This is a genomic window from Flavobacterium movens (assembly GCF_039581425.1).
Classification (GTDB): Bacteria; Bacteroidota; Bacteroidia; order Flavobacteriales; family Flavobacteriaceae; genus Flavobacterium; species Flavobacterium luteolum.
In genome coordinates this window covers 56,597-79,954 of the sequence record NZ_JBCPXY010000012.1, presented here as the reverse complement: position 1 = coordinate 79,954, position 23,358 = coordinate 56,597, and the positions used below count along the sequence as shown (strand labels likewise).

The following is a 23,358-nucleotide window of genomic DNA, read 5'->3' as shown; positions in this document are numbered from 1 at the left end:
CCATGATAAAAATAATCATTCATATTACGAAATTTATAATTGCGACTGTTACAGCCTTATTATTTGCCTCATGTAATTTTAACATGAATGCAATTGAAGGAAGCGGAAATGTTACAACAGAAAAAAGAAATGTTCAAGGAGAATTTAAAAACATCTCTGTAAGTAATGCTATCGATTTGGTTATTGTACAGTCTGATGCTACAGAAATCACAGTTGAGGCTGATGATAATCTTCAAAAAGAAATTGTTACTAAAGTAGAAAACGGAACGCTTATTATTGAATGCAAATACAGCTCTTTCCGTAACATTACATCAAAAAAAGTAACAGTAAAAATGCCGGTTGTCCATAAAATTGAAGCTTCTAGTGCTTCAACTGTTGAAACTGACGGATTTGTTCAAAGTGAAGATGTTACTTTAGAAGCTTCGAGCGCAGCATCGATGGATGTTAAAATCGAATCTGACAGAATTGCAATAGATGCTGGAAGCGGGAGTTCTATAGATATAGAAGGAAAAGCTTTAAGCCTTACGACTTCGGTTTCAAGCGGAGGAAGTATTGATGCAGAAAAATTAATGGCTAATGACATTCATGCAGATGCTTCTAGCGGCGGAACAGTTTCTGTACGCCCAATCTTAAGCCTAAAAGCAGATGCTTCTAGCGGCGGAAATATCAATTATAGTGGTACTCCAAAAACAATTGAAAAATCTGCAACATCTGGAGGAAGTGTAAGTAAAAGCTAAAATCATAACTGTTAAATATAAACGAAATCATTCACCAAAAGTGGATGATTTTTTTATATTTGTCAAAATCAAATCTAGAATTAATGAAAAAAAGTACAGCCCTACTCCTATTATTATTTGTTACGACTCTGACTTTCGCTCAAAAAAGAGAAAAAATTAAAGGTTCTAAAATTGTAACTACCTCAATAAAAGAAGTTGGAAGTTTTGATGCCCTTGAAGTCGATGATAACCTAGAAGTTTATTTGGAACAAGGAGAGAAAAACGAAATTAAAATTGAAGCCGATGATAACCTGCACGATATTGTAGGAATGGATTTAAGAGAAAAAACACTTCGCTTATATACCAATAAAGAATCTACTATTTTCAAGAGACTATCTGTAAAAGTTACTTATACTAAATCATTAAATAAAGTAATCACTAAAAATGAAGCAGTAGTTTATGCTATTCAAGAATTGCAATTGGATGACATTACAATGAATTGCCTTGATTTTTCTAAATTGTATTTGAATGTAAATGCAAAGAAATTTACTTTAATTGCCGATGATAAGTCTAGAACAGAATTAAACTTAAAAGCAGAGGACGGAAGTTTGCAATTGAGTAAATATGCTGGCGTTAAAACATTGGTTTCTGCAATAAAATTCAAATGTGATTTATATCAAAAAGCAACCGCAGCAATTGAAGGAATTGCCGAAAAAGCAACTATTCGATTAGACAATAATTCAGTTTTCACCGGAACAAAATTTACTTTGAAAGATGCAAATGTTACTGCTGAAGGTTCTGCCGTTGCTACAATTTTTGCCGATACCACTATTGCAATAGCAGCTGGAGACAAGTCTGAAATTTCATTATATGGTGATCCAAAAATAGAACTTACACGCTTTAGCGAAGAAGCAAAACTGATAAAAAAGCCAGGTGCAGCAAAGCCAAAAGCAGCAACATTGTAAGCTTTTTAAAGTTTAAAAATCAATATAACGAAAAAGAAAATCCCAGTCTAAAATTTTAGACTGGGATTTTTTATTACAAAAGATTTCAGTTTTACAACAACTTGAAACCTGAAACTTTTTAACTTATTCCTTTGAAGCCAAATATCTTTCAGCATCCAAAGCCGCCATACATCCTGTACCCGCAGCCGTAATTGCTTGACGGTATACGTGATCTGCAGCATCTCCTGCTACAAATACACCTTCAACATTTGTTTTAGATGTACCTGGAGTATTTACAATATATCCTGTTTCGTCAAGAGTAATATAATCTTTAAAGATATCTGTATTTGGTTTGTGGCCAATTGCCACGAAGAAACCAGTTGCAGGAATTTCGATTGTTTCGCCAGTTGTTTTGTTTAAAGCTTTTATAGCATGAACTACATTGTTGTCTCCTAAAACTTCAACAGTATCGTGATTCATTAAAATCTCGATATTTTCAGTTTTACGAACGCGCTCTTCCATAATTTTAGAAGCTCTAAATTTTTCACTTCTAACTAACATGGTTACTTTTTTGCAAAGTTTAGACAAATAATGTGCTTCTTCGCATGCAGAATCTCCTGCTCCAACAATCACAACCTCTTGGTTTCTGTAGAAGAATCCGTCGCAGACAGCACATGCAGAAACTCCACCACCCATATTTAAATAGTGCTGTTCTGATGGTAATCCTAAATATTTAGCCGAAGCACCTGTCGAAATAATTACAGTTTCGCAGTGTAATTCGATAGTATCGTTAATCCAAACTTTATGAATATCTCCAGAAAAATCAACTTTTGTAGCCCATCCATCACGAATATCTGCCCCAAAACGTTTTGCTTGTTCCTGTAACTGAATCATCATTTCAGGACCAGTCACTCCATCAACATAACCAGGAAAGTTTTCAACCTCATTAGTTGTAGTCAATTGACCACCAGGCTGCATTCCTTGATATAATACTGGATTCATGTTAGCTCTAGCCGCATAAATAGCCGCAGTATAACCTGCAGGACCAGAACCTATAATAAGGCATTTAATTTTTTCGATTGTATTTGACATAGTAATAGTTTTTTTGAGTTGCAAATGTAAACTTTATTATAAAAAATAACGCCGAAAATAAATCTGAAATAGCTATATCAAAATAAGTTTTATTTATTTTCATTTTTTCCTTTTACAAATCAAATTTATTTATATCTTTGCATCCGCTTTCGGGCACTACAACAAAATTACATCTTCGGGGTGTAGCGTAGCCCGGTTATCGCGCCTGCTTTGGGAGCAGGAGGCCGCAGGTTCGAATCCTGCCACCCCGACAAAAGTCTTTTCATTTATTTGAAAAGACTTTTTTTTTGCTTTAAACTCAAATAAAAAACTTTGCAACTTTGTTAGCTATTCGTAAACATACTAGAAACGAAATAAATAGTATTCGCCACGAATTCACGAATTGTTTTTTCAAATCTTTGCGATTATTTATTCGAATTAATTCGAATAATATTTAGATATAGTATTTAAAAAGAAAATTCGTGAATTCGTGGCGAAAAAAAACGTTCTTACTATTTTTCCATACTTATATAAACAGGATAAGATTCCTTATTAGGCAAAACAAATTCTTCATCAAAAGGCTGTACGCCTTCACCATTATTATATAATGCCACGCGTTTTACACCTGTTGCTGTGCTTCCGCCCGTACCATTTATAACATTTTGAATATTTCCTGGTCCTGCAAAACGTGTGATACACATTTTTTCCAGTTTTACATTAGGACTATTAGGTGCTTCAAAACCATTTTTCTTATTCACATTCCCATCAGTTCCTGTAAAAACAGCATAAGATCCCATTCCTATAGTATGATGTTCCTTTACAGTATTTGCTACTTTAAAAGCCGCATAACCATCAACTCTTCCTCCTTGACTACTCCAACTTGCTTGATTTGGAGCATCGTACGGAGGTTCGTTCTGAAAGAAGAAAGTTCTACCACGTTCTCCTAACCATAATACTTCATATTCCTGATAATGTTCAACAAACAATGCATATAACGTTACATCATTACCCGCAACAATAAGTCCGTTTTTGCATCTATCTCTTTGCCAGCGAGCATCGCCACCTTTTTGCGAACCATGATCGGCACGCCATAACCAGAAATGATCACCTACAACATTATTACTATTTATTTGCATAGAAGCCTGAATCTGTATATTTTTTGATTGGACTCCGCCTACTCTACAAGTAATATCGCTAAGTAAAATAGGATCTACAGCATGATCTGCGCTTGCCCCTTCGTTACCAATTCTAACCTGATAAGTAGTACTATTTAATGAATCCATCAAAAGTCCAGCAATGATAATTCCGTCTTTATCATCAGCATAAATACATCCCCAAGTATTTTTCTCTGTCGGTTCTAGCGTTACAGAAGCAATACCAGCACCAAGAAGTATGGCGTCTTTTCTATTTACCTGAATCGGAGCATTCAATGCATAATGTCCAGGAGTAAAGAATATATTTTTACCTGCTTTTAATGCAGCATTTATCTCAGTATCAGTATCTCCTTCTTTTGCAACATACCAATTTGCAATCAAATCTTGAATTTGGCCTTTCCCCATATCAGTCGCTGACCAAGAAACTCCTACTCTATCCTTTTGCCATGCCGGAACAAATACTTTGTATTCTCCATCATTATCAATAAAAAGAAAAGGCTTTTCTCTAATAATAGGCGTTGTCGGAATAGGCGAATTAGCATCATTTGCTTGTGGAGGATTTACACATCCCTGCCAAACCATATTATAAGAACCTCCCATAGCCCCAGAGCCAGAAGGAAAAATAGCATTTCTTGTGTACCACTGTTGCTGTCCACCCCAATTTGGCCTTGAAGATGTATAATGAGTATCGGCAATAAAACCGCCACTACCCCAAAAATTAGTATTCCCAATATCTGAAATATATTTTGAAGTACTTTCAATCAATAATCTTCTTGCACTGGTTGATTGAGAAACCGTCCAAGAAAAATCACGCATTACTTCAACATTTTCTACAGAACGCCAAAATGTACAAGTCGCATTTGCCCCACCTGAAAGGTGAGGTCTTGTAAATATTGCTCCTAATTTAACATCAGAAGGCACTTTACCCAAACCTCCAATATGAGAATAAAACCCTAATTCTATTGCATTTGATTCTACAGACGATGCAGAACCTGATCCGCCAATATCGTAAGTTTGTCCATTTACATTTGGCTTAAAATAATAAGCCTGACGTTTTGTTGTCCATTCGCCGTTTGCCCCTCCTAAACCAATACTGCCAAATTGCGAATTGATATCATTTCTAGCCGTTTCAGCTTTTTCATATTTTCTGTCATAGAAATACATATTATCGCCAAAAATCTGATTTTCAAGCGAGATTATAATGGTAATTTCATTTCTGCTGACTTTATAATAGTTCTCGTATTTATTTCTGCTAGGTTTATTATCGGTAAATGCTAATTTGGAAGTTGATCCTACCGATACAAAATCAGATGCCAAACGACTGCCTCCTCTAGTAATTATATAATTTCCCGAAGAACCAAAAGCTGACCAAGATAATGTAATCGCATGCTTCTTTTTATTATAAATAATTTTGCGTTCAATTTTTTTATTTCCTCCTATTTTTTCATTAGAAGAATAAGGTGAAACAAAACTGCTTAAAAGCATCATAAACGTAAATACTCCTAAAAATGAGATTGCTTTTTTACTCATAAAAATGTTCATTTTGTGGTTTGATAGATTGTAATAATTGTAATTTTAAGAAAGCCCAAAATAGCAATAATCTCCAACCATCGAGTCCGTTTTGGGACTCAATTTTCTTATCAAAAACACTACAAAATCACTAAATCTTGTCTTTTTACAACATAAATAAACCCTATTAGGCATATCTCTTTTTCTTTTATAGCGTTTTTTTGCCCGCAAAAAAAAGAGAAAATAAAATGAATAAGACCATACTATTTACTGTATTAGTTTTTTCTGTCACTACATTCGCACAACATAAAAACATACTACTTATTGATCCATACGTAATAACCAAAAAAAGCATGTTATACAAGAAAAACGTACACGGATCTTATTATCATGATAGATTTAATGGAAGAAAAACAGCGAGTGGCAAAAGATTCCATAACAATGATTTTACCGCAGCGCATAAAAAATTTCCTTTTGGCACTCTATTAAAAGTTACAAATGAAGTGAACAAAAAATTTGTGATTGTAGAAGTTACAGATCGGGGACCTTTTGTTAAAGGAAGGGAAATAGATCTCAGCAAAAGAGCCTTTATGGATATTACATCTAATAAAAAAAGCGGTTTAGTTTGTGTGACTATTGAAATTTTAAAATAAAAAACTTTTTCACTTCAAAATTAGATTCTTGTATTTTTGCAGCGAAACAAATGCTAAATTATCTAAAAAACTTACTAATAATTTTATTCATAACTAAAATTATTTTCAATCAAACTCCCATAAAACCCCGATTAGGCACACTTTCACAAATGTTAACAAAATAGATTTTCAGAAACCATAAATAATTGTATTTTTACGGTTCAAAATTCAGAAAATAAATGGGCAAAATCATTGCTATTGCTAATCAAAAAGGAGGCGTTGGAAAGACTACTACATCAGTAAATCTTGCTGCCTCATTAGGTGTTTTAGAAAAAAAAGTATTATTGATCGACGCTGATCCACAGGCCAATGCTACATCTGGTCTTGGAATTGACGTAGAAACAGTTGAAACCGGAACTTATCAAATACTTGAGCACACTGTAACACCAAAAGAAGCCGTTTTAAAATGCACAGCTCCAAACGTAGATGTGATCCCAGCTCACATTGACCTTGTTGCTATCGAAATTGAATTGGTTGACAAAGAAAACCGCGAATACATGCTTAAAAAAGCATTGGAAGAAGCAAAAGAAGAATATGATTATATCATTATCGACTGTGCTCCTTCTTTAGGTTTGTTAACATTAAATGCCTTAACAGCAGCAGATTCTGTAGTTATTCCTATTCAGTGTGAATATTTTGCACTTGAAGGATTAGGAAAATTGCTGAACACTATTAAGAGTATTCAAAAAATACACAACCCAGATCTTGACATTGAAGGTTTGCTACTAACAATGTACGATTCAAGATTACGTTTATCTAATCAGGTTGTAGAAGAAGTTCAAAAACACTTTAATGATATGGTTTTTGATACTGTAATTCAGCGAAATGTAAAATTAAGTGAGGCTCCGAGTTTTGGAGAAAGCATTATCAATTATGATGCAACAAGTAAAGGTGCCGTAAACTACATTCATTTAGCACAAGAAATTATAAAGAAAAACAGTAAATAGTTTTTATGACAAAAGTAATTAAAAAACAAGCCTTAGGAAGAGGATTATCTGCCTTATTAAAAGATCCGGAAAACGACATTAAATCAGTAGAAGACAAAAATGCTGATAAGGTTGTTGGAAATATCATTGAACTTGAAATAAGTGCGATTGAAATAAATCCGTTTCAGCCTAGAAGCAATTTTAATGAAGAATCGTTACGCGAATTAGCCACTTCTATTAAAGAACTTGGTGTAATTCAACCTATTACTGTTCGTAAATTAGATTTTAATAAATACCAGTTAATCTCTGGAGAGCGTCGTCTTCGTGCATCTAAATTAGTAGGACTTACTCATGTTCCTGCTTATATTCGTATTGCAAATGACAACGAATCTTTGGTTATGGCTTTGGTTGAAAACATCCAGCGTCATGACTTAGATCCTATTGAGATTGCTTTATCATACCAGCGTTTAATTGACGAAATTCAATTAACTCAAGAACAAATGAGTGAAAGAGTGGGAAAAAAACGCTCAACAATTGCCAACTATTTACGACTTTTAAAATTAGACCCGATTATCCAGACAGGTATTCGCGATGGTTTTATTAGCATGGGACACGGTAGAGCAATTATCAACATTGAAGATTTAGACGTTCAGACTGATATTTATCAAAAAATCGTTAGTCAAAATTTATCTGTTCGTGAGACAGAAGCTTTAGTTAAAAATTATCATGAAGGCCAGCAGCCAAAAGCAGATGGCAAACCTAAAGCTGATGCTGGATTTGTAGTTAGAGAAACACAAAAACACACTTTCAACGATTATTTTGGCTCAAAAGTTGATATAAAAGTCGCTGGTAACGGAAAAGGAAAAATTACAATTCCATTTAATTCTGAAGCCGACTTTAACAGAATTATAAAATTAATAAACGGATAGTGAATAAAATTGTCCCCATTGGTCTATTGTTCTTTCTAACAGGAACCGTTTCTCTTTTTGCCCAAGCAAAAAAAGACACGGTTTTAGTCGTAAAAGACACTACCGCATTACAAGAAATAGACCCGCTTACGCCAGCAAAAGCAGCTTTTTACTCTGCTATTTTGCCTGGTTTAGGTCAAGCATACAACAAAAAATACTGGAAAATTCCATTGGTCTACGGAGCAATCGGAACCAGCTTGTATTTCTATATAGACAACAATAAAAAATACCACGATTATCGTGACGCCTACAAACGAAGATTAGAAGGTTACAACGATGACAAATATCAATTTTTGGATGACAGCCGTCTTGTTGACGGACAAAAATTCTACCAAAGAAACAGAGACTTATCTGCTTTGTTTGTTGTCGGATTCTATGTCTTAAACATTATCGATGCCAATGTTGATGCCGCACTGATACAATTTAATGTAAACGAAAGGCTTTCAATGCGTCCAGAAATTTATCCCGACGATGTAACATTTAAACCAAACGTCGGACTAACCTTTAATTATAAGTTTTAATAGAGCAGCCTCTATTTAAAAAATCAAAAAACAAATCATAATGAAAATTGCGCTTTTAGGATACGGAAAAATGGGTAAAGTAATCGAAAGAATTGCTTTAGAAAGAGGTCATGAAATAGTTTTAAAGAAAGATGAATTTAACACCTATGACGGACTTTCAACAGCAGATGTTGCCATTGATTTCAGCGTTCCATCTGCAGCGGTTAGCAATATTTCTGCATCTTTTAACGCTAATGTTCCTGTAGTTTCTGGAACAACGGGTTGGTTAGAACATTATGACGAAATGATTGCGCTTTGCAATGAGAAAAAAGGAGGATTCATCTCTAGTTCAAATTTCAGTTTAGGAGTAAATATTTTCTTCGGACTAAACGAATATTTAGCCAAAATCATGAATCAATTTGATTCTTATAAAGTTTCGATGGAAGAAATTCATCACATCCATAAACTAGATGCACCAAGCGGAACCGCTATTTCTTTAGCTCAAGGCGTTATCGAAAACAGCGGCTATGCAAATTGGACAATGGACGAAGCAAAAAAGAATGAAATTCATATTGAAGCAAAAAGAATTGGAGAAGTACCTGGTACACATACTGTAACTTATGACTCTGCAATTGACAGTATCGAAATTAAACATACTGCTCATAACCGCGAAGGATTTGCTCTTGGCGCTGTTATTGCTGCCGAATGGCTTGCAGGAAAACAAGGAATTTTCACAATGAAAGACGTTTTAAACTTACAATAAATCGATACAATTTAGGATTACATTCCCTCCTAAATTTGAAACTTAAAATACAATATTATGACTTTATACTCTTGGTTCGTATTTTTTCTAGCTGTTCAGATTATTCATTTTCTTGGTACTTGGAAACTGTATCAGGCGGCGGGAAGAAAAAGCTGGGAAGCAGCAATTCCGGTATACAATTCTATCGTTTTAATGAAGATTATCGGGCGTCCTACTTGGTGGACTATCTTGCTTTTTATTCCGATTATCAACTTAATCATGTTTCCAGTTGTATGGATTGAGACATTAAGAACTTTTGGTAAAAAATCAACTTTAGACACTATTTTAGGGCTTTTCACTTTAGGCTTTTATATCTACGTAGTTAATTACACTCAGAAATTAGAGTATCATAAAGACCGTAAATTAACGCCTGAAAACAAAGCGGCAGATACTGTCAGCTCTTTATTGTTTGCTATTATAGTGGCAACATTAGTACACACTTATGTAGTACAGCCTTACACAATTCCAACATCATCTTTAGAAAAATCTTTGCTAATTGGCGATTTCTTATTTGTAAGCAAATTAAACTATGGCCCTAGAGTTCCGATGACAACTGTTGCCCTGCCAATGGTTCACGACTCTATTCCATTAACTAAAAAGAAATCTTACTTAAGTTGGCCACAATTGCCATATTTCAGACTTCCAGCATTCGAAAAAATAAACCGATGCGACATTGTCGTTTTTAACTGGCCTGTTGATACGGTTCATTATTTCTTTGAACCAAAAGGAAGACCAGGTGTTATCAAGCCTATTGACAAGAAATCAAATTATGTAAAGAGATGCGTTGGTATTCCTGGAGACAGTTTATCAATAAAAGATGGCTATGTTTTTATTAATGGTAAAAAATTAGTTTTACCAGAAAGAGCTAAACCTCAATATTCTTATTCAGTTGCTCTAGACCAAAAAACACCAATTGATTTTGAAACAATTTTTAAAGAATTAGACATTACAGATCCAGCTGGCTTTAGAACTGAAATTGATGCTGCAGGCAATAGAGTTGAAAAAAGAGATACTCTTTATTTAGGCGCCCTAACAGAAGCTGGAGCAGAAAGATTTAAAAACACTCCTGGTGTCACTGCAGTTATCCGAAAAATTGACACAGGAAACAACAACGACATTTTCCCTCACATTAATAAATGGAACCAAGACAACATGGGACCAATTTATATTCCAGAGGCAGGAAAAACAGTTGCGCTAACAAATGAATCCCTTCCTTTTTATAAAGAAATTATCACTAATTATGAAGGAAATACATTAGAATTGCAAGGTTCAAAATTCTTAATAAACGGAAAACCCGCAACAACATACACTTTCAAACAGAACTACTATTGGATGATGGGAGACAACCGTCACAATTCTGAAGATAGCCGCTATTGGGGTTACGTTCCAGAAAATCATATTGTAGGAAAACCAGTTTTCATCTGGATGAGCTGGGATACTAACGGGAAAGGCATCAATAAAATTCGATGGAACAGAGTATTTACAACTGTTGATGGTGAAGGCCAACCACACTCTTATTTTAAATACTTCCTAATACTTCTTGCTATCTACTTTGTAGGAGATTTTATTTGGAAAAAAAGAAGAGAGAATAAAGCGTAATTAAAAAAAAGTTATTTTTGTTTGCTACGCCTGTTCGAGCAAGCTCTTGAGTCAGGTTTCAAGTTCCAAGTTCACACAAAACTTGAAACTTGAAACCTGAAACATTTAAACAAGAATTAAAATCATGAATTCCTTAATACTTCCAACTTATTTCCCTTCTATTAGTCATTTTGCTGTTATAGCGCAATCTGACAGTATTACTTTTGAAATGGAAGATAATTTCCAAAAACAGACCAATAGAAACAGAACTTACATTTATAGTCCAAATGGAATTCAATTATTAAATATTCCTGTTAAGCACTCTAAAGCAACGCATCAGAAGACAAAAGATATTTTGATCGAAAATGAATTTGATTGGCAGAAACAGCATTTTAAATCGCTTGAAGCAGCTTATAGAAGCTCTCCTTTCTTTGAGTATTTCGAAGATGACATCATTCCTATTTTCGAGAAAAAACACCAATTTTTAATGGATTTAAACTTCGAAGTTTTAGACATTGTTACGAAATGCCTTCGAATGAAACTGGAATTTGGAAGAACAACAGAATATTTTCATGAAGTTGCCAATTTTACCGATTTCAGACACTTAGCAAATGGAAAAAAAGACACTAATTCTTTCGAGAAATACACTCAAGTATTTGACGACAAACATGGCTTCATCAACAATTTAAGTGTTTTGGATTTACTTTTTAACGAAGGTAAATTTGCAATGGATTATTTAAAAACACAGACAATAATCTAAAACTGATCTATCGAAAGTCTAGTCATAATAGGATAATGATCTGAGTTTTCGAAATCAGGAAAACTTTCAAATTCTTTTACCTTCATTTTAGTATCTGTAAAAATATAGTCAATTCTGGCTGGATAATACTTAAACTTATAGGTTGCGCCAAAACCTTCTCCAGCCTCTTCAAAAGCGTCTTTAAGCTTCCCCTTTATATTTCGGTACACATAAGAAAACGGACTATTATTCATGTCTCCACAAATAATAATTGGGTAATTGCATTTTTTGATATGCTCTTTAAAAATTTCTGCCTGTTCTTGCTGCTGCGTGAATCCCTTGCTAATTCTAGCATAAATACGCTGTGATTTCTTCTGATTTACATTATCAATATCATCTGAAATCTCACTTACGTCTGGAGATATCTTAATGGACTGCAAATGCATATTATAAACACGAATAATATCTTTTCCACGCTTAATATCAGCGTAAACTACATTATTATCTGACTTAGGAAAAATAATCTTTCCCTCGTCTATAATAGGAAATTTAGAAAAAATAGCCTGTCCTGTCTTAATTTTTTTACCATCAATAAAAATATAACGGTGCGGATATACTTTTAAATCTAAATGTGCCGAATTTGAATATTCTTGAATACATAGAATATCTGGATCTTTTTCGTCTATAAACGCTTTAATGTTTGACGGAATATCATCTCGATCCAGCCATTTAAAAACATTAAACAGACGCACATTATAACTCATTACAGAGAAATCCTTTTCGTCTTTGACATACTCTTTTCCAGAAAACTTATAAAATTTACTAATAAATGTAATTCCGGTCAGCAGAACCAAACCAGACAAAATGAGCCGTTTTTTAAACTGAATTCCCCAATAGACAAAAAAAAGTATATTGGCCACAAAAAAAGCAGGCATAAACAAGGTAAGCACCGATAAAAGCGGAAAACTTTTAGGTGCTAAAAAAGGTAAAACATAAATGCTAAATGTAAGCACAGTCAGCACTATGTTCAAAAAGAACATTATTTTATTAAACCAAGAGAGGTTTTTCATATTTAGTCTCCTACAAGTTTATTTTCCAGCTTTAAATAAAAACTCTTTTTCTTCCTTCGTCAGGCAATCGTACCCTGACTGGCTTATTTTGTCTAAAATCTCATCAATCTGTTGTTGCGTTTTATCTTTCGTAACAATTCTTGATGTCGTTTTTTCTGTAGGTTTTTTGTAATTTTTATGAACTTTTGTAAATGGGGTCGTAGGAGATTTTTTAAAAAGATTTGCAAAGAAATCTAACGTTTTAGAAACAATAATACTTAAATCAGTACCGTTCTGAAGCAATTTAATATAGGCAAATCCGAAGAAAGCACCAGCAAGATGTGAAATGTGTCCGCCCATATTTCCAAGACGAAACTGCATTAAATCTAAAATTATAATAACAGCAGTAATGTGCCAAAGTTTCACATTTCCGAAGAGAAATAATCGCACATTCATTAAAGGAGAATAAGTTGTTGCGGCCACCAAAATAGCCATAATAGCAGCAGAAGCTCCGACAATAGAACCGCTGATATTAGAAAAATAAAAACTCAGCGCAAAAACTACTCCTGCAAAAAGAGCGCTTAGAAGATATAGCCCTAAATATTGCTTTTGAGTAAAATAAGTCAAAAACAGAGTGCTAGCAAAATTAAGCACCATCATATTGAATAACAGATGAAAAAATCCGTCATGAAAGAACGCATACGTTAAAAAAGTCCAAGGTTTAATCATAAAAACCTGAGGATCTGACGACAAAGCCAACCAGTTCGGAAAAGCAAACTGACCTACTGAAAATTGATAGAAAAAGATAAGCGATACAATAAAACATGCTATGTTCCAATACATAACTCGCATAGCGATACCACCCAATCTATACTGTAATTTTAAATCGTCTAGAATATTCATAAAAATTCTTCTATTTTAGAATTCGTACTTTAAAGTTAAAAATTAATTCCAACGGTTGTTATTAAACTGATTTTTTTTCCAGTACAACATCATTAAAAAGCCAGCTATTGCACCACCAACGTGTGCAAAATGTGCGATTCCAGTTCCACCGCTTCCAAATAAAGAACTTCCTTTAAAACCTAAAAACAAATCGATTGCTAAAATTCCAGGAACAAAATATTTTGCCTTGATTGGAACAGGAATAAACAATAGCGCCAGTTGAGCATTTGGAAACATAAAGGCAAAAGCTGTAAGCAAACCATAAATTGCTCCAGAAGCCCCTAAAACAGGCGATTGCACAATGAAGCTTGTTTCCCTCAATATATTAAACTGCTCTTGATTACAATGTGCTTGGCTTAAAATATTCAAAACTTCACCCTGAACCATTTTACCATTTGAATCAAAAAGAGACTGATAATCAGCATTTAATATTACATGAAGATCCGATTTAGACAAATTTAAATTAGATACAGAATCTAAAAGAGAATGTATTTGCAAATAATTTACACCCGTATGAAGCAATGCCGCTCCTAAGCCACAAGAGATATAGAAAAACAAGAATTTTTTTCCTCCCCAAAAATGCTCTAAAGCCGAACCAAAACTGTATAATGCAAACATATTAAATAGAATATGAGCAAAGTTTGGCAATGGCGCATGCATAAACATATGCGTAATAATCTGCCAAAGCCTGAAATTATCACTTTCAGGATAATACAACATTAAATAGTCATAAGAAACTGGCACTAACTGAGAGCCAATAAAAAATATAATATTAATAATTAGCAGTTGTTTAACTACTGGCGTGATATTCATCATAAAGCAAACTTTTTATCTATATCTTCAACACGCATGGTAATGAAGGTAGGTTTTTGAAAAGGTGAAATATTTGGATCTTTGCAGGCAAACAAACCGTTTACCAAATTATCTTGTTCTTTTTCGGTTAAATAAGATCCTGTTTTAACCGCTAAACTTTTAGCCATCGACTTGGCAATTGTATCGTTCTGACTGTAGCTGTTTGCTGGAATTCCGTCTTGCAAATCGCTTAATAATTGTTCGATTACCTGCGAGACTTCACTTTCTGTAATATTTACAGGGATTCCAGAAATTACAACGTGATCTGTTTTACTTTCATCAAAAACAAATCCAGTTGTTTCCAAAGAAGGTTTCAATTCTTCTATCAGTTTCATTTCTGAAGCCGAATAAAACAAATCTAAAGGAAAAAGCAACTGCTGGCTCGAAGCTTGATTAACTGTCATATTCAGCAAAAATTGTTCGTACAAAATTCGCTGATGCGCACGCTGCTGATCCACAATAATCATTCCTGATTTTATTGGCGATACAATATATTTTTTATGTATTTGATAGGTTTTCTGCGTTGCTTGCTCTACTTCTTCATCATCAAATAAAGAAGAAGTCACTTCTTCATTTTCAAATGTAAAAGGGGAACTTTCTATACTTTCTGGATTTTCAACATCTAACCCAACATACAAACTTTCCCAACTTGCAGTCGGTTCTACTCTCTTAGAAAAACCAGAATACGACGATCCAAAAGATGATGATCCTGATGAAGACGAAAAAGAAGAACCCGAACTATATCCAGATGATCCCGAAGCAGCCTTACTATAATGCTGATTGGTTTTATCATCAGTAAAAGGATTAAAAGTTCCATCAACCTGAATGGTTGGAATCCCCACTTCTACATCTTTATAATGATATGGCGTATCTAAATTAGCATCGCGATCAAAATCTAAAACTGGAGCAACATTAAACTGCCCTAAACTATGTTTTATTGATGCTCTTAAAATAGCATAAAGAGCCTGCTCATCGTCAAACTTAATTTCTGTTTTTGTCGGATGTATATTGATATCAATTGTATTTGGCGGAACCTGAAGGTACAAGAAATAACTTGGCTGAGAACCGTCTTTCAGCAATCCGTCGTAGGCAGACATTACCGCATGATGCAAGAAACTGCTTTTTATAAATCGATCGTTTACAAAAAAGAATTGTTCTCCTCTATTTTTCTTTGCAAACTCAGGTTTGCAAACAAATCCTTGAACATTTATAATTTCTGTATCTTCATTTACTGGAACTAATTTTTCATTTGTTTTCCCTGACATAATACCAACAATTCTCTGACGATATCCTGCTGCTGGTAGATTATACATTTCGCTTCCGTTATGGTAAAAACTAAAATGAATATTTGGATGCGCCAATGCCACACGCTGAAATTCATCCATTACGTGACGAAATTCAACTGTATCTGACTTTAAGAAATTACGTCGAGCGGGAATATTAAAAAATAAGTTTTTAACGGCAAATGATGTTCCTTTTGGCAAAACTGCCACTTCCTGCGAAACAAATTTACTTCCTTCAATTACAATATGCGTTCCTAGTTCGTCTTGATCTTGTTTTGTTTTCATTTCCATGTGCGCAATTGCAGCGATCGAAGCCAGGGCCTCTCCACGGAAACCTTTTGTACCAAGCGAAAATAAATCTTCGGCCTGACGAATTTTAGAAGTTGCATGACGTGCAAAACACAAACGAGCATCAGTAACGGTCATTCCGACTCCATTATCGATAACTTGTACCAGCGATTTACCAGCATCTTTTATAATTAATTTGATATCAGTTGCTTTGGCATCAACAGCATTTTCTAACAATTCTTTTACAACTGAAGCTGGTCTTTGAACCACTTCTCCAGCAGCAATTTGGTTAGCAACGTGATCAGGAAGCAATTGAATAATACTCGACATTAAGCAATAATAGTTTTAAAGTTTAGATTAGGTTTTTGCAAACCAAGAAGTACAAATTTAGTGAATTTTGATTGGCTTTTAGAACAAGAACAATCATAAAAAAAACAAAAACCACAACAATCTATAAAACAGAATGATTGCGGGTTAGACACAAAAAAACTAGTCCATCTTCTTGATTTCATCTAAGGTATAAACCTTGTATTCCATTCCCATTTCTTTTGCATTTTCTTCAACTGTGGTTGTAAAACCTGCTTTCTTTCTACGATCGTTAACTTTAGCAGGATTTTGAATTGGAGAAACATAATTAAAAAACTCTTTTTTTCCTGTCTCTTTATTTGTTATTTGTTTCATCTGACCCTGCGTTCCATAAATCTGCTCCTTTCCTTGTTGTGTTAGATAGCGGTCTTGCATTTTAGCAAAGTAGGTAAAAGGGATTTCCTTTTTTTTAGCTTCCTGCTCAATCATTAGCAAATATTCTCCAATTTTTGAACTGTGCTGAATAACATACCACGCAGCAATATTGGTTGGTTCGCCAACTAAACTTTTTCCTGGATAACCATACTGCTTAATAATTTCTTCAATCTTAATCAAGTTAAGAGAATCACGTTTTTTCATTTCAAGCCAAATTCCTTTTCTAAAATTCGGATCATTTTCACGTCCCAGTTCTTTTACTATTTCTTGTTTTCGATTCTCAGAAGTATCAAAATTGATATATTCCCTAAGAATCTGATCAGATTTCATAATAGAATCGAGCTCCTTTTTCAAATTTTCATTGATTTTTTTCTGAGCATAACTTTGAACAAAACATAAAACAAAAGCGTAGAGTAAAAATTTTTTCATAGAAAGTAAATTAAAGATCAACTCAAATGTAATATAATTCTGAACTTGACATAACTTAAGACAATCACAAAAAAAACATAAAAAAAACCTATACATTTAACAGTATAGGTTTTAATATTTTTTAAAACAAACGTGCTTATTCGTTTTCTATTTTCTTCGGTGAATCTTCAATTTGAATCGCACCTGAAGTCAATAACGGCTGATTAAAAACGTGTGCTATTGAAGCCTGCTGGCGAATATATGCCATTTTGATTGCCGCAATTGCTGCTTCAGTTCCCTTGTTGCCGTGAGCTCCTCCGCTTCTGTCAATTGACTGCTGCATATTATTATCTGTTAATACACAGAAAATAACAGGTACATCTGTTTGAACATTTAAGTCTTTAATTCCTTGAGTTACACCTTCGCAAACAAAGTCAAAGTGTTTTGTTTCTCCTTGAATTACACATCCAATTACAATAACTGCATCAACATTTTGAGTCTGAAGCATTTTTTTAGCTCCATATATCAACTCAAAACTTCCTGGAACATTCCAACGGATAATTTGCTGTGCAGGAACATCGCAATCAACCAAAGCGTCAAAAGCACCATTATAAAGTCCTTCTGTTATAGTATCATTCCATTCAGAAACAACAATCCCAAACCGAAAGTCTTTCGCGTTTGGGATTGTGTTTTTATCGTATTCTGATAGATTTTTATTTTCAGTAGCCATCTGTACTATTTTTGTTATTAAATTTCAGACTGCTAAAATACGAATCTAAAATCTAAAAACTGAACTCAAATAGTATAATTATTGTGCTAATCCAATCAAAGCATCAACAGATGCTGCTTCTGGAGTACTGTCGTAATTATCTTTAATGTCATTAAAATATTTCAATGCATCTTCTTTTTGCCCTAAAGCTAAAGCAGTTTTTCCAGCTTTTAATAAGAAACGAGGCGTTGTAAAATCGTTTTTGTTAGATTCAGCAGCTTTTACATAAAAATCTAAAGCTTCTTTTTGCTGATTTTTTTGAGAGTAAGCATCTCCTGTAGCACCTTTTGCCAAAGCACTTAAGATTACATCTTCAGATTTAAATTCACCTAAATATTTAATTGCCTCATCAAATTTACCAGTATTCAAGTAAGCGATACCAGCATAGTAGTTTGCTAAGTTTCCAGCATCTGTTCCAGAATATTCGTCAGCAATTTTAATAAATCCGAATTTACCTTCAGAACCATTCAATGACAATTTGAATAATGAATCGCTAGAAACACCGTTTACAGCTTTTTCAAAGTTTTGCTGTGCAACAAACATTTCACTTGCAGCTTCTTCTTGCTTAGGAGTTGCAATGAATTTTTGGTAAGCCAAATATCCAATTGTTGCAACTGCAATACCAGCAACTAAACCAATAATGATTTTTTGATTTTTAGCCACCCAGTCCTCAGTTTTTGAAGCCGTCTCATCTAATTTTGAGAAAACTCCAGCTGTAGTACTGTCTTTTTCGTCAATAATTACTTGTTGTTCTTCAGTAACTTCTTTTACTTCCTTTTCTTTTGGTGTCTTATATCCTCTTTTATTGTAAGTTGCCATTTAAAATTTATTTAGTGAACGGCAAAAATAAAATTTTTATTGAAACTGAGGTAAAAAATTTCAATTTTATCACTATTTTAAAAAAAATATTTTTGCATTTCGCTTGTCCTTTCGCGAAAGCGCTAAAATAAATCAGTTTGAAACACCTCCAAAGCCAATTATATCGATAATTTTCGGTAATTTGCACCCTCAAATTTTTACTGCTCAAAAACAGCAATTTTTATACTTGGAGTCTCTAAAAAATGCATTTAAACAAAATCTCATTATTCAATTACAAAAACTTTTCAGAGGCAAGTTTTGATTTCGACATCAAAATCAACTGTTTTGTTGGAAAAAACGGCATTGGAAAAACCAATGTGCTCGATGCTATTTACCATTTAGCATATGGCAAAAGCTATTTTAATCCGTTGGCAGTGCAAAATATCAAACACGGTGAAGAGTTTTTTGTTATTGATGCTGAACTAGAAAAAAACGAAAGAACAGAACAAGTTGTTTGCAGTTTAAAAAAGGGACAAAAAAAAGTGCTAAAACGAAACGGAAAAGCATATGATAAATTTTCAGATCATATTGGTTTTATTCCGCTAGTAATTATTTCGCCCGCAGATCGTGACTTGATTATTGAAGGAAGCGAAACGCGCCGTAAATTTATGGATAGCGTAATTTCACAATTAGACTCCACTTATCTGCACGAACTCATTCAATATCAAAAAGTGATTACGCAGCGAAATGCTCTTTTAAAATATTTTGCTTTAAATCATGTTTTCGACAACGATACCTTATCTATATATAATGAACAATTAAACGGTTATGGAAAGTCTATTTTTGAAAAACGAAAAGATTTTCTCGAACAGTTTATACCTATATTTAATAAGCACCATCAAGTAATAACGGGATCGGAAGAAAGTGTGCAGTTGGTTTATGAAAGTCATTTGTTTGAGAAAGACCTTTTAGTGCTTTTACAGGAAAACATCAATAAAGACCGCGCACTTCAATATACCAGTGTTGGAATCCATAAAGATGATTTATCTTTTGAAATTGATTCACATCCGATAAAAAAATTCGGATCGCAAGGACAGCAGAAATCTTTTTTGATTGCTTTGAAACTGGCCCAATTTGAATTTCTAAAAAAGCAAAGTGGCGTAAAGCCTATCTTATTGTTTGATGATATTTTTGATAAACTAGACGAAACCCGTGTTGCCAAAATTGTCGAAATGGTCAATAGCGAAACGTTTGGACAGCTTTTCATCTCAGACACTCATCCCGAAAGAACTGAAGCAATTGTGAAATCGACACATCAGACTTATAAGATGTTTAATTTGTAAAGTTTTTTTTACGAATTACACGAATTTACGCGAATTATTTTTGCCACAGATCGCAAGGATTAAAATGATTCAATCTGTGTAAATCTTTTAATCTGTGGCTAAATAAGAAAATAAATTAGTGTAAATTCGTGCAATTAGTGGCAAACTAAAAAAACGAATTAGAAAAAAAGTAACTGCAATCAAAAAACACTGAATATGTTAGCGAAAGAATCATTGCAATTTTTAGACGATTTAAAAAAGAACAATAACCGAGAATGGTTTCAGGAAAACAAAAAACGATATGAAGTTTTCAAGAAAGACTACCATCAATTGGTAAGCGATTTTCTAGATGCAATGAAACCGCTTGATCCTTCTTTAGAATTATTAGAAGTTAAAAATTGCACTTTTAGAATTAATCGTGATATTCGTTTTTCTAAAGACAAATCTCCTTACAAAGCGCATTTGGGAATCTGGATGTCTGGAGGAACCAAAGGTTTAAACCGCGCCGGATATTATGTGCATATTGAAAAAGGCGCAAGTTTTATAGCAGGCGGATTTTATTCTCCTGAATCTGAAGATCTGAAAAAAGTTCGTAAAGAAATTGCTTTTTTCTATGATGATTTGCAGGAAATCTTAAATAATAAAGATTTCAAAAAAGAATTCGGAAGTTTAGACATCAACGAAAACAATTCGCTTAAAAGCATGCCTCGCGGTTACGAAAAAGATCATCCTGCAATTGAGTTCTTAAAACTGAAAAGTTTCACCGCAACTCAAAAATACGACATCTCCGAAGTTACCCAAAAAGACTTCGTGAAAAAGATAAGCCAGAAATTGATTGCCCTAAAACCTCTAAATGAATTTATAAACCGAGCTTTAGATACTGAAGAATTTTAGTTTTATTTGCCACAGATTTCACAGATTCTCACAGATTAATTTTCGCAACACCTAAAAATCCTTTTAATCTTTTTAATCTGTGGCAAAAAACAACAATTAAAATGAAAAGGAAAATACTTTTTCTTGGAGAATCTTACCGTGCCGATGCTATAACCTGGATGAAAGGTTTAAAAGAATTTGGTGATTTTGAAATTATTACTTGGGAACTTCAAACATCAAACAATTATAGATTCAAACGCATTTTAGAGTATCTTTTCTCTCCTCTTTCTATTCGAAAAATCATTAAAAAAGAGAAACCAGACATGGTGATTGCAGAAAGAACCACCAGTTATGGTTTTCTCGTCGCATTATCTGGATCAAAAACCATTGCGATCGCACAGCAAGGCCGTACCGATTTATGGCCAGAGGAATCTAAATTATACCCTTTTAAAAAATTCATTCAGAAATATGCTTTCAAAAAAGCGCACTTAATTCATGCTTGGGGACCTGTTATGACCATTCACATGAAAGAAGTTGGCGTTGACATGAACAAGGTTCTCGTCCTTCCAAAAGGAATTGACTTATCGCTTTTCACACCTTCGACAAACACCTCAGACAAAATTGAAGCAATCGTAACGCGGTCGCTTATGCCAGAATACAGACATGATTCTATTTTAAGATCTTTTGGAATTTTACATCAAAAGGAAATTGACTTCACGCTTACAATTGTCGGAGACGGAACAAGACTGCAGTTTTTGAAAGATTTGGCTAAAGAATTACAAATAGAAAAAAAAGTAATTTTTATAGGAAGAATTCCAAATACAGAACTTCCAAAATTGCTACAGCAATCGAATATCTATATCAGTATGCCAATTACCGAAGGTGTTTCGGCATCTTTATTTGAAGCAATGGCATGCAAATGTTATCCTATAGTTTCAGACATTCCAGGAAACCAAAGTTGGATTACGCATCGAGAAAATGGGCAATTGATTGAAATTGACAATACAGAAATGCTGGCCAATGAATTGATTTGGTCTTTTGAGAATTCTGAATATCGAAATCAGGCTATTATTCGGAATAGAAAATTCGTAGAAGAAAACGCGAATTATGATATTAATATGAAAATCATTGCTGATCGATATCATAAATTGATTGATTCTAGAAAATAATTTAACCGCAAAGTTCGCAAAGATTTACTCAAGGACATAAAGCTTAGCGAACCTTGCGCAAACTTTGTGTCTTTGCGGTAAAAAAACAAGCCGTAACTTTTATTGAAACTCAACGACATACTACTAAAATAAATTGTCTAATTTAATTCTTAAGTAATATGAGCAATAGAAGAAACTGGTTAAAACAAATAGGTTTAGGTGCAGTTGGATTAGGCCTCTGCCAATTTGAAACATTCGCAAATACTGCACCAGAAACATATATACTTCCAGATTTAGACCAATCGCCCATATTATTACGATCAAATGAAAATCCTTATGGGCCTTCTCCACTTGCTCGCGCTGCCATGCAAAAAAGCATCAATAATAGTAATCGATATGGCTGGAATCTTTCAGACGAATTAATTGCACTTATTGCTACAAAAAATAATGTTTCAAACCAGAATATTTTACTTGGCGCTGGCTCAACAGAAATTCTAGACTTAGTTCTTCAATATACTGCTTTACAAAAAGGCAATTTTATACTGGCCGAAACAACCTTTAATTATTGGGCATTTCCTTCTGAGAAATTAGGTTTAAAAAAAATCACAGTTCCGCTAACTGTCGATAAAAAGCATGATTTAACTGCAATGCTAAAAGCAATTGATTCTGACACAAAAATGATCTATATCTGCAATCCCAATAATCCGACTGGAACAATTTGCGATTATGAGCAACTGGTTTCTTTTGTAAAAGAAGCATCTAAAAAAGCAATTGTTTTTGTGGATGAGGCATATCTTGATTTCACAAAAGAAAAATCACTAAGCAATCTTGTTGTAGAAAATAAAAACCTAATCATTACAAAAACTTTTTCAAAAATGTATGGTCTGGCTGGCGCTCGTATAGGCTACGCCGTTGCATCTTCGTCAACAATTGAAGAACTTAGCGCTTTAAAATCTTCTCCAAATTTGTCTGTCAGTGTAATGTCAACAGCTGCGGCGATGGCGTCGCTGAATGATGATAAATTCATTCAGCAAGTACACGCGGCAAATGAAGAAATAAAAAAATATACCATCGAGCAGCTTACTAAACTTAATTTAACGTGCATTCCTTCGCACGCAAACTTCATCTATTTTTCTTTAGACAATTATAAAAAAGATTTCTTCAAGCAATTGGAAGCCCACAATATACAAGGAACAAAAATCTATGAAGAAAACGGAAAATGGACGCGAATCACCATTGGCACAATGAAAGAAATGCAGCGATTTATTGAAGCGATAAAATAAAAT

Annotated in this window: 22 protein-coding genes and 1 tRNA gene; 14 read left to right on the top strand and 9 right to left on the bottom strand. The window is 33.8% G+C overall.

Translation table 11 applies throughout. The features are described 5' to 3' along the window. Positions 1-2 precede the first annotated feature (2 nt). Both AAYQ05_RS19210 and AAYQ05_RS19205 read left to right on the top strand, forming a co-directional pair. Entirely contained in the window at positions 3-737 is a 735-nt protein-coding gene (locus AAYQ05_RS19210; RefSeq protein ID WP_343544946.1) for a head GIN domain-containing protein, read from the top strand. Positions 738-820: 83 nt separating this feature from the next. Beyond that, the gene (locus tag AAYQ05_RS19205; protein ID WP_343544945.1) at positions 821-1,681 is read left to right on the top strand and encodes a GIN domain-containing protein; all 861 of its coding nucleotides are present in this window, start codon (positions 821-823) and stop codon (positions 1,679-1,681) included. 123 nt (positions 1,682-1,804) lie between these two features. On the opposite strand, the gene trxB is transcribed toward AAYQ05_RS19205, so the two are convergent. Beyond that, on the bottom strand, positions 1,805-2,752 hold the full coding sequence (gene trxB / locus AAYQ05_RS19200; RefSeq protein WP_177212190.1) for a thioredoxin-disulfide reductase: 948 nt from the start codon (positions 2,750-2,752) through the stop codon (positions 1,805-1,807). Between the two features lie 176 nt (positions 2,753-2,928). On the opposite strand from trxB, the gene AAYQ05_RS19195 reads away from it, so the two are divergent. Beyond that, positions 2,929-3,003, top strand: a tRNA-Pro gene (locus AAYQ05_RS19195). A 240-nt stretch (positions 3,004-3,243) separates the two neighbouring features. On the opposite strand, the gene AAYQ05_RS19190 is transcribed toward AAYQ05_RS19195, so the two are convergent. After that, entirely contained in the window at positions 3,244-5,415 is a 2,172-nt protein-coding gene (locus tag AAYQ05_RS19190; protein WP_343544944.1) for a pectate lyase-like domain-containing protein, read from the bottom strand. 227 nt (positions 5,416-5,642) lie between these two features. On the opposite strand from AAYQ05_RS19190, the gene AAYQ05_RS19185 reads away from it, so the two are divergent. The 7 genes from AAYQ05_RS19185 to AAYQ05_RS19155 all read left to right on the top strand — a co-directional run bounded on the left by AAYQ05_RS19185 (position 5,643) and on the right by AAYQ05_RS19155 (position 11,620). Next, positions 5,643-6,047, top strand: a complete 405-nt coding sequence (locus tag AAYQ05_RS19185) for a septal ring lytic transglycosylase RlpA family protein (protein ID WP_343544943.1) — start codon at positions 5,643-5,645, stop codon at positions 6,045-6,047. Between the two features lie 218 nt (positions 6,048-6,265). Then, a complete protein-coding gene (locus AAYQ05_RS19180; RefSeq protein WP_008464569.1) occupies positions 6,266-7,033 on the top strand; it encodes a ParA family protein in 768 nt (255 codons plus the stop codon). A 5-nt stretch (positions 7,034-7,038) separates the two neighbouring features. Then, entirely contained in the window at positions 7,039-7,941 is a 903-nt protein-coding gene (locus AAYQ05_RS19175; protein ID WP_281633797.1) for a ParB/RepB/Spo0J family partition protein, read from the top strand. Continuing rightward, positions 7,941-8,501: a DUF5683 domain-containing protein gene (locus AAYQ05_RS19170; RefSeq protein WP_177212187.1), complete on the top strand. Its 561-nt coding sequence runs from the start codon at positions 7,941-7,943 to the stop codon at positions 8,499-8,501. The genes AAYQ05_RS19175 and AAYQ05_RS19170 overlap by 1 nt, the downstream gene beginning before the upstream one ends. Before the next feature lie 40 nt (positions 8,502-8,541). Next, the gene (dapB, locus tag AAYQ05_RS19165; RefSeq protein WP_177212186.1) at positions 8,542-9,243 is read left to right on the top strand and encodes a 4-hydroxy-tetrahydrodipicolinate reductase; all 702 of its coding nucleotides are present in this window, start codon (positions 8,542-8,544) and stop codon (positions 9,241-9,243) included. 57 nt (positions 9,244-9,300) lie between these two features. Next, positions 9,301-10,881 (top strand): signal peptidase I, encoded by a 1,581-nt coding sequence (gene lepB / locus AAYQ05_RS19160; protein WP_343544942.1) that lies wholly within the window; start codon positions 9,301-9,303, stop codon positions 10,879-10,881. A 124-nt stretch (positions 10,882-11,005) separates the two neighbouring features. Then, entirely contained in the window at positions 11,006-11,620 is a 615-nt protein-coding gene (locus AAYQ05_RS19155) for a WbqC family protein (RefSeq protein ID WP_343544941.1), read from the top strand. Here the strand turns inward: AAYQ05_RS19155 and AAYQ05_RS19150 are convergent. From AAYQ05_RS19150 to AAYQ05_RS19120, 7 genes are all read right to left on the bottom strand, one after another. Continuing rightward, positions 11,617-12,669, bottom strand: coding sequence for an endonuclease/exonuclease/phosphatase family protein (locus tag AAYQ05_RS19150; protein WP_281633799.1), 1,053 nt, complete (start codon positions 12,667-12,669; stop codon positions 11,617-11,619). The genes AAYQ05_RS19155 and AAYQ05_RS19150 overlap by 4 nt on opposite strands. An 18-nt stretch (positions 12,670-12,687) precedes the next feature. Then, on the bottom strand, positions 12,688-13,551 hold the full coding sequence (locus tag AAYQ05_RS19145) for a rhomboid family intramembrane serine protease (protein ID WP_343544940.1): 864 nt from the start codon (positions 13,549-13,551) through the stop codon (positions 12,688-12,690). 42 nt (positions 13,552-13,593) lie between these two features. Beyond that, on the bottom strand, positions 13,594-14,406 hold the full coding sequence (locus AAYQ05_RS19140; protein WP_343544939.1) for a rhomboid family intramembrane serine protease: 813 nt from the start codon (positions 14,404-14,406) through the stop codon (positions 13,594-13,596). Beyond that, positions 14,403-16,343 carry a DNA mismatch repair endonuclease MutL gene (mutL, locus tag AAYQ05_RS19135; RefSeq protein WP_343544938.1) on the bottom strand — a complete coding sequence of 647 codons (1,941 nt, stop codon included), beginning with the start codon at positions 16,341-16,343 and terminating at the stop codon, positions 14,403-14,405. Before mutL ends, AAYQ05_RS19140 begins: the two co-directional genes overlap by 4 nt. A 159-nt stretch (positions 16,344-16,502) precedes the next feature. After that, positions 16,503-17,183, bottom strand: a complete 681-nt coding sequence (locus AAYQ05_RS19130; protein WP_343544937.1) for a DUF6624 domain-containing protein — start codon at positions 17,181-17,183, stop codon at positions 16,503-16,505. A gap of 136 nt (positions 17,184-17,319) precedes the next feature. Continuing rightward, positions 17,320-17,892: a 6,7-dimethyl-8-ribityllumazine synthase gene (ribH, locus tag AAYQ05_RS19125; RefSeq protein WP_343544936.1), complete on the bottom strand. Its 573-nt coding sequence runs from the start codon at positions 17,890-17,892 to the stop codon at positions 17,320-17,322. Positions 17,893-17,970: 78 nt separating this feature from the next. Further along, a complete protein-coding gene (locus tag AAYQ05_RS19120) occupies positions 17,971-18,750 on the bottom strand; it encodes a tetratricopeptide repeat protein (RefSeq protein ID WP_177212178.1) in 780 nt (259 codons plus the stop codon). A 242-nt stretch (positions 18,751-18,992) separates the two neighbouring features. On the opposite strand from AAYQ05_RS19120, the gene recF reads away from it, so the two are divergent. The 4 genes from recF to AAYQ05_RS19100 all read left to right on the top strand — a co-directional run bounded on the left by recF (position 18,993) and on the right by AAYQ05_RS19100 (position 23,355). Then, on the top strand, positions 18,993-20,072 hold the full coding sequence (gene recF, locus AAYQ05_RS19115; RefSeq protein ID WP_343544935.1) for a DNA replication/repair protein RecF: 1,080 nt from the start codon (positions 18,993-18,995) through the stop codon (positions 20,070-20,072). Positions 20,073-20,267: 195 nt separating this feature from the next. Continuing rightward, positions 20,268-20,945 carry a DUF2461 domain-containing protein gene (locus AAYQ05_RS19110; RefSeq protein WP_343544934.1) on the top strand — a complete coding sequence of 226 codons (678 nt, stop codon included), beginning with the start codon at positions 20,268-20,270 and terminating at the stop codon, positions 20,943-20,945. 101 nt (positions 20,946-21,046) lie between these two features. Continuing rightward, positions 21,047-22,093 (top strand): glycosyltransferase, encoded by a 1,047-nt coding sequence (locus tag AAYQ05_RS19105; protein WP_343544933.1) that lies wholly within the window; start codon positions 21,047-21,049, stop codon positions 22,091-22,093. 158 nt (positions 22,094-22,251) lie between these two features. Further along, the gene (locus AAYQ05_RS19100; RefSeq protein WP_343544932.1) at positions 22,252-23,355 is read left to right on the top strand and encodes a pyridoxal phosphate-dependent aminotransferase; all 1,104 of its coding nucleotides are present in this window, start codon (positions 22,252-22,254) and stop codon (positions 23,353-23,355) included. Positions 23,356-23,358: the final 3 nt, after the last annotated feature.

What these genes read in the sequence shown, in the direction of transcription:
- lepB (WP_343544942.1), top strand. Translation starts at nt 9,301, where the DNA reads ATGACTTTATACTCTTGGTTCGTATTTTTTCTAGCTGTTCAGATTATT.
- AAYQ05_RS19105 (WP_343544933.1), top strand. Translation starts at nt 21,047, where the DNA reads ATGAAAAGGAAAATACTTTTTCTTGGAGAATCTTACCGTGCCGATGCT.
- ribH (WP_343544936.1), bottom strand. Translation starts at nt 17,892, where the DNA reads ATGGCTACTGAAAATAAAAATCTATCAGAATACGATAAAAACACAATC.
- AAYQ05_RS19110 (WP_343544934.1), top strand. Translation starts at nt 20,268, where the DNA reads ATGTTAGCGAAAGAATCATTGCAATTTTTAGACGATTTAAAAAAGAAC.
- AAYQ05_RS19205 (WP_343544945.1), top strand. Translation starts at nt 821, where the DNA reads ATGAAAAAAAGTACAGCCCTACTCCTATTATTATTTGTTACGACTCTG.
- recF (WP_343544935.1), top strand. Translation starts at nt 18,993, where the DNA reads ATGCATTTAAACAAAATCTCATTATTCAATTACAAAAACTTTTCAGAG.
- AAYQ05_RS19120 (WP_177212178.1), bottom strand. Translation starts at nt 18,750, where the DNA reads ATGGCAACTTACAATAAAAGAGGATATAAGACACCAAAAGAAAAGGAA.
- AAYQ05_RS19100 (WP_343544932.1), top strand. Translation starts at nt 22,252, where the DNA reads ATGAGCAATAGAAGAAACTGGTTAAAACAAATAGGTTTAGGTGCAGTT.
- AAYQ05_RS19150 (WP_281633799.1), bottom strand. Translation starts at nt 12,669, where the DNA reads ATGAAAAACCTCTCTTGGTTTAATAAAATAATGTTCTTTTTGAACATA.
- AAYQ05_RS19155 (WP_343544941.1), top strand. Translation starts at nt 11,006, where the DNA reads ATGAATTCCTTAATACTTCCAACTTATTTCCCTTCTATTAGTCATTTT.
- mutL (WP_343544938.1), bottom strand. Translation starts at nt 16,343, where the DNA reads ATGTCGAGTATTATTCAATTGCTTCCTGATCACGTTGCTAACCAAATT.
- AAYQ05_RS19210 (WP_343544946.1), top strand. Translation starts at nt 3, where the DNA reads ATGATAAAAATAATCATTCATATTACGAAATTTATAATTGCGACTGTT.
- AAYQ05_RS19130 (WP_343544937.1), bottom strand. Translation starts at nt 17,183, where the DNA reads ATGAAAAAATTTTTACTCTACGCTTTTGTTTTATGTTTTGTTCAAAGT.
- AAYQ05_RS19175 (WP_281633797.1), top strand. Translation starts at nt 7,039, where the DNA reads ATGACAAAAGTAATTAAAAAACAAGCCTTAGGAAGAGGATTATCTGCC.
- trxB (WP_177212190.1), bottom strand. Translation starts at nt 2,752, where the DNA reads ATGTCAAATACAATCGAAAAAATTAAATGCCTTATTATAGGTTCTGGT.
- AAYQ05_RS19140 (WP_343544939.1), bottom strand. Translation starts at nt 14,406, where the DNA reads ATGATGAATATCACGCCAGTAGTTAAACAACTGCTAATTATTAATATT.
- AAYQ05_RS19190 (WP_343544944.1), bottom strand. Translation starts at nt 5,415, where the DNA reads ATGAGTAAAAAAGCAATCTCATTTTTAGGAGTATTTACGTTTATGATG.
- AAYQ05_RS19145 (WP_343544940.1), bottom strand. Translation starts at nt 13,551, where the DNA reads ATGAATATTCTAGACGATTTAAAATTACAGTATAGATTGGGTGGTATC.
- AAYQ05_RS19180 (WP_008464569.1), top strand. Translation starts at nt 6,266, where the DNA reads ATGGGCAAAATCATTGCTATTGCTAATCAAAAAGGAGGCGTTGGAAAG.
- AAYQ05_RS19185 (WP_343544943.1), top strand. Translation starts at nt 5,643, where the DNA reads ATGAATAAGACCATACTATTTACTGTATTAGTTTTTTCTGTCACTACA.
- dapB (WP_177212186.1), top strand. Translation starts at nt 8,542, where the DNA reads ATGAAAATTGCGCTTTTAGGATACGGAAAAATGGGTAAAGTAATCGAA.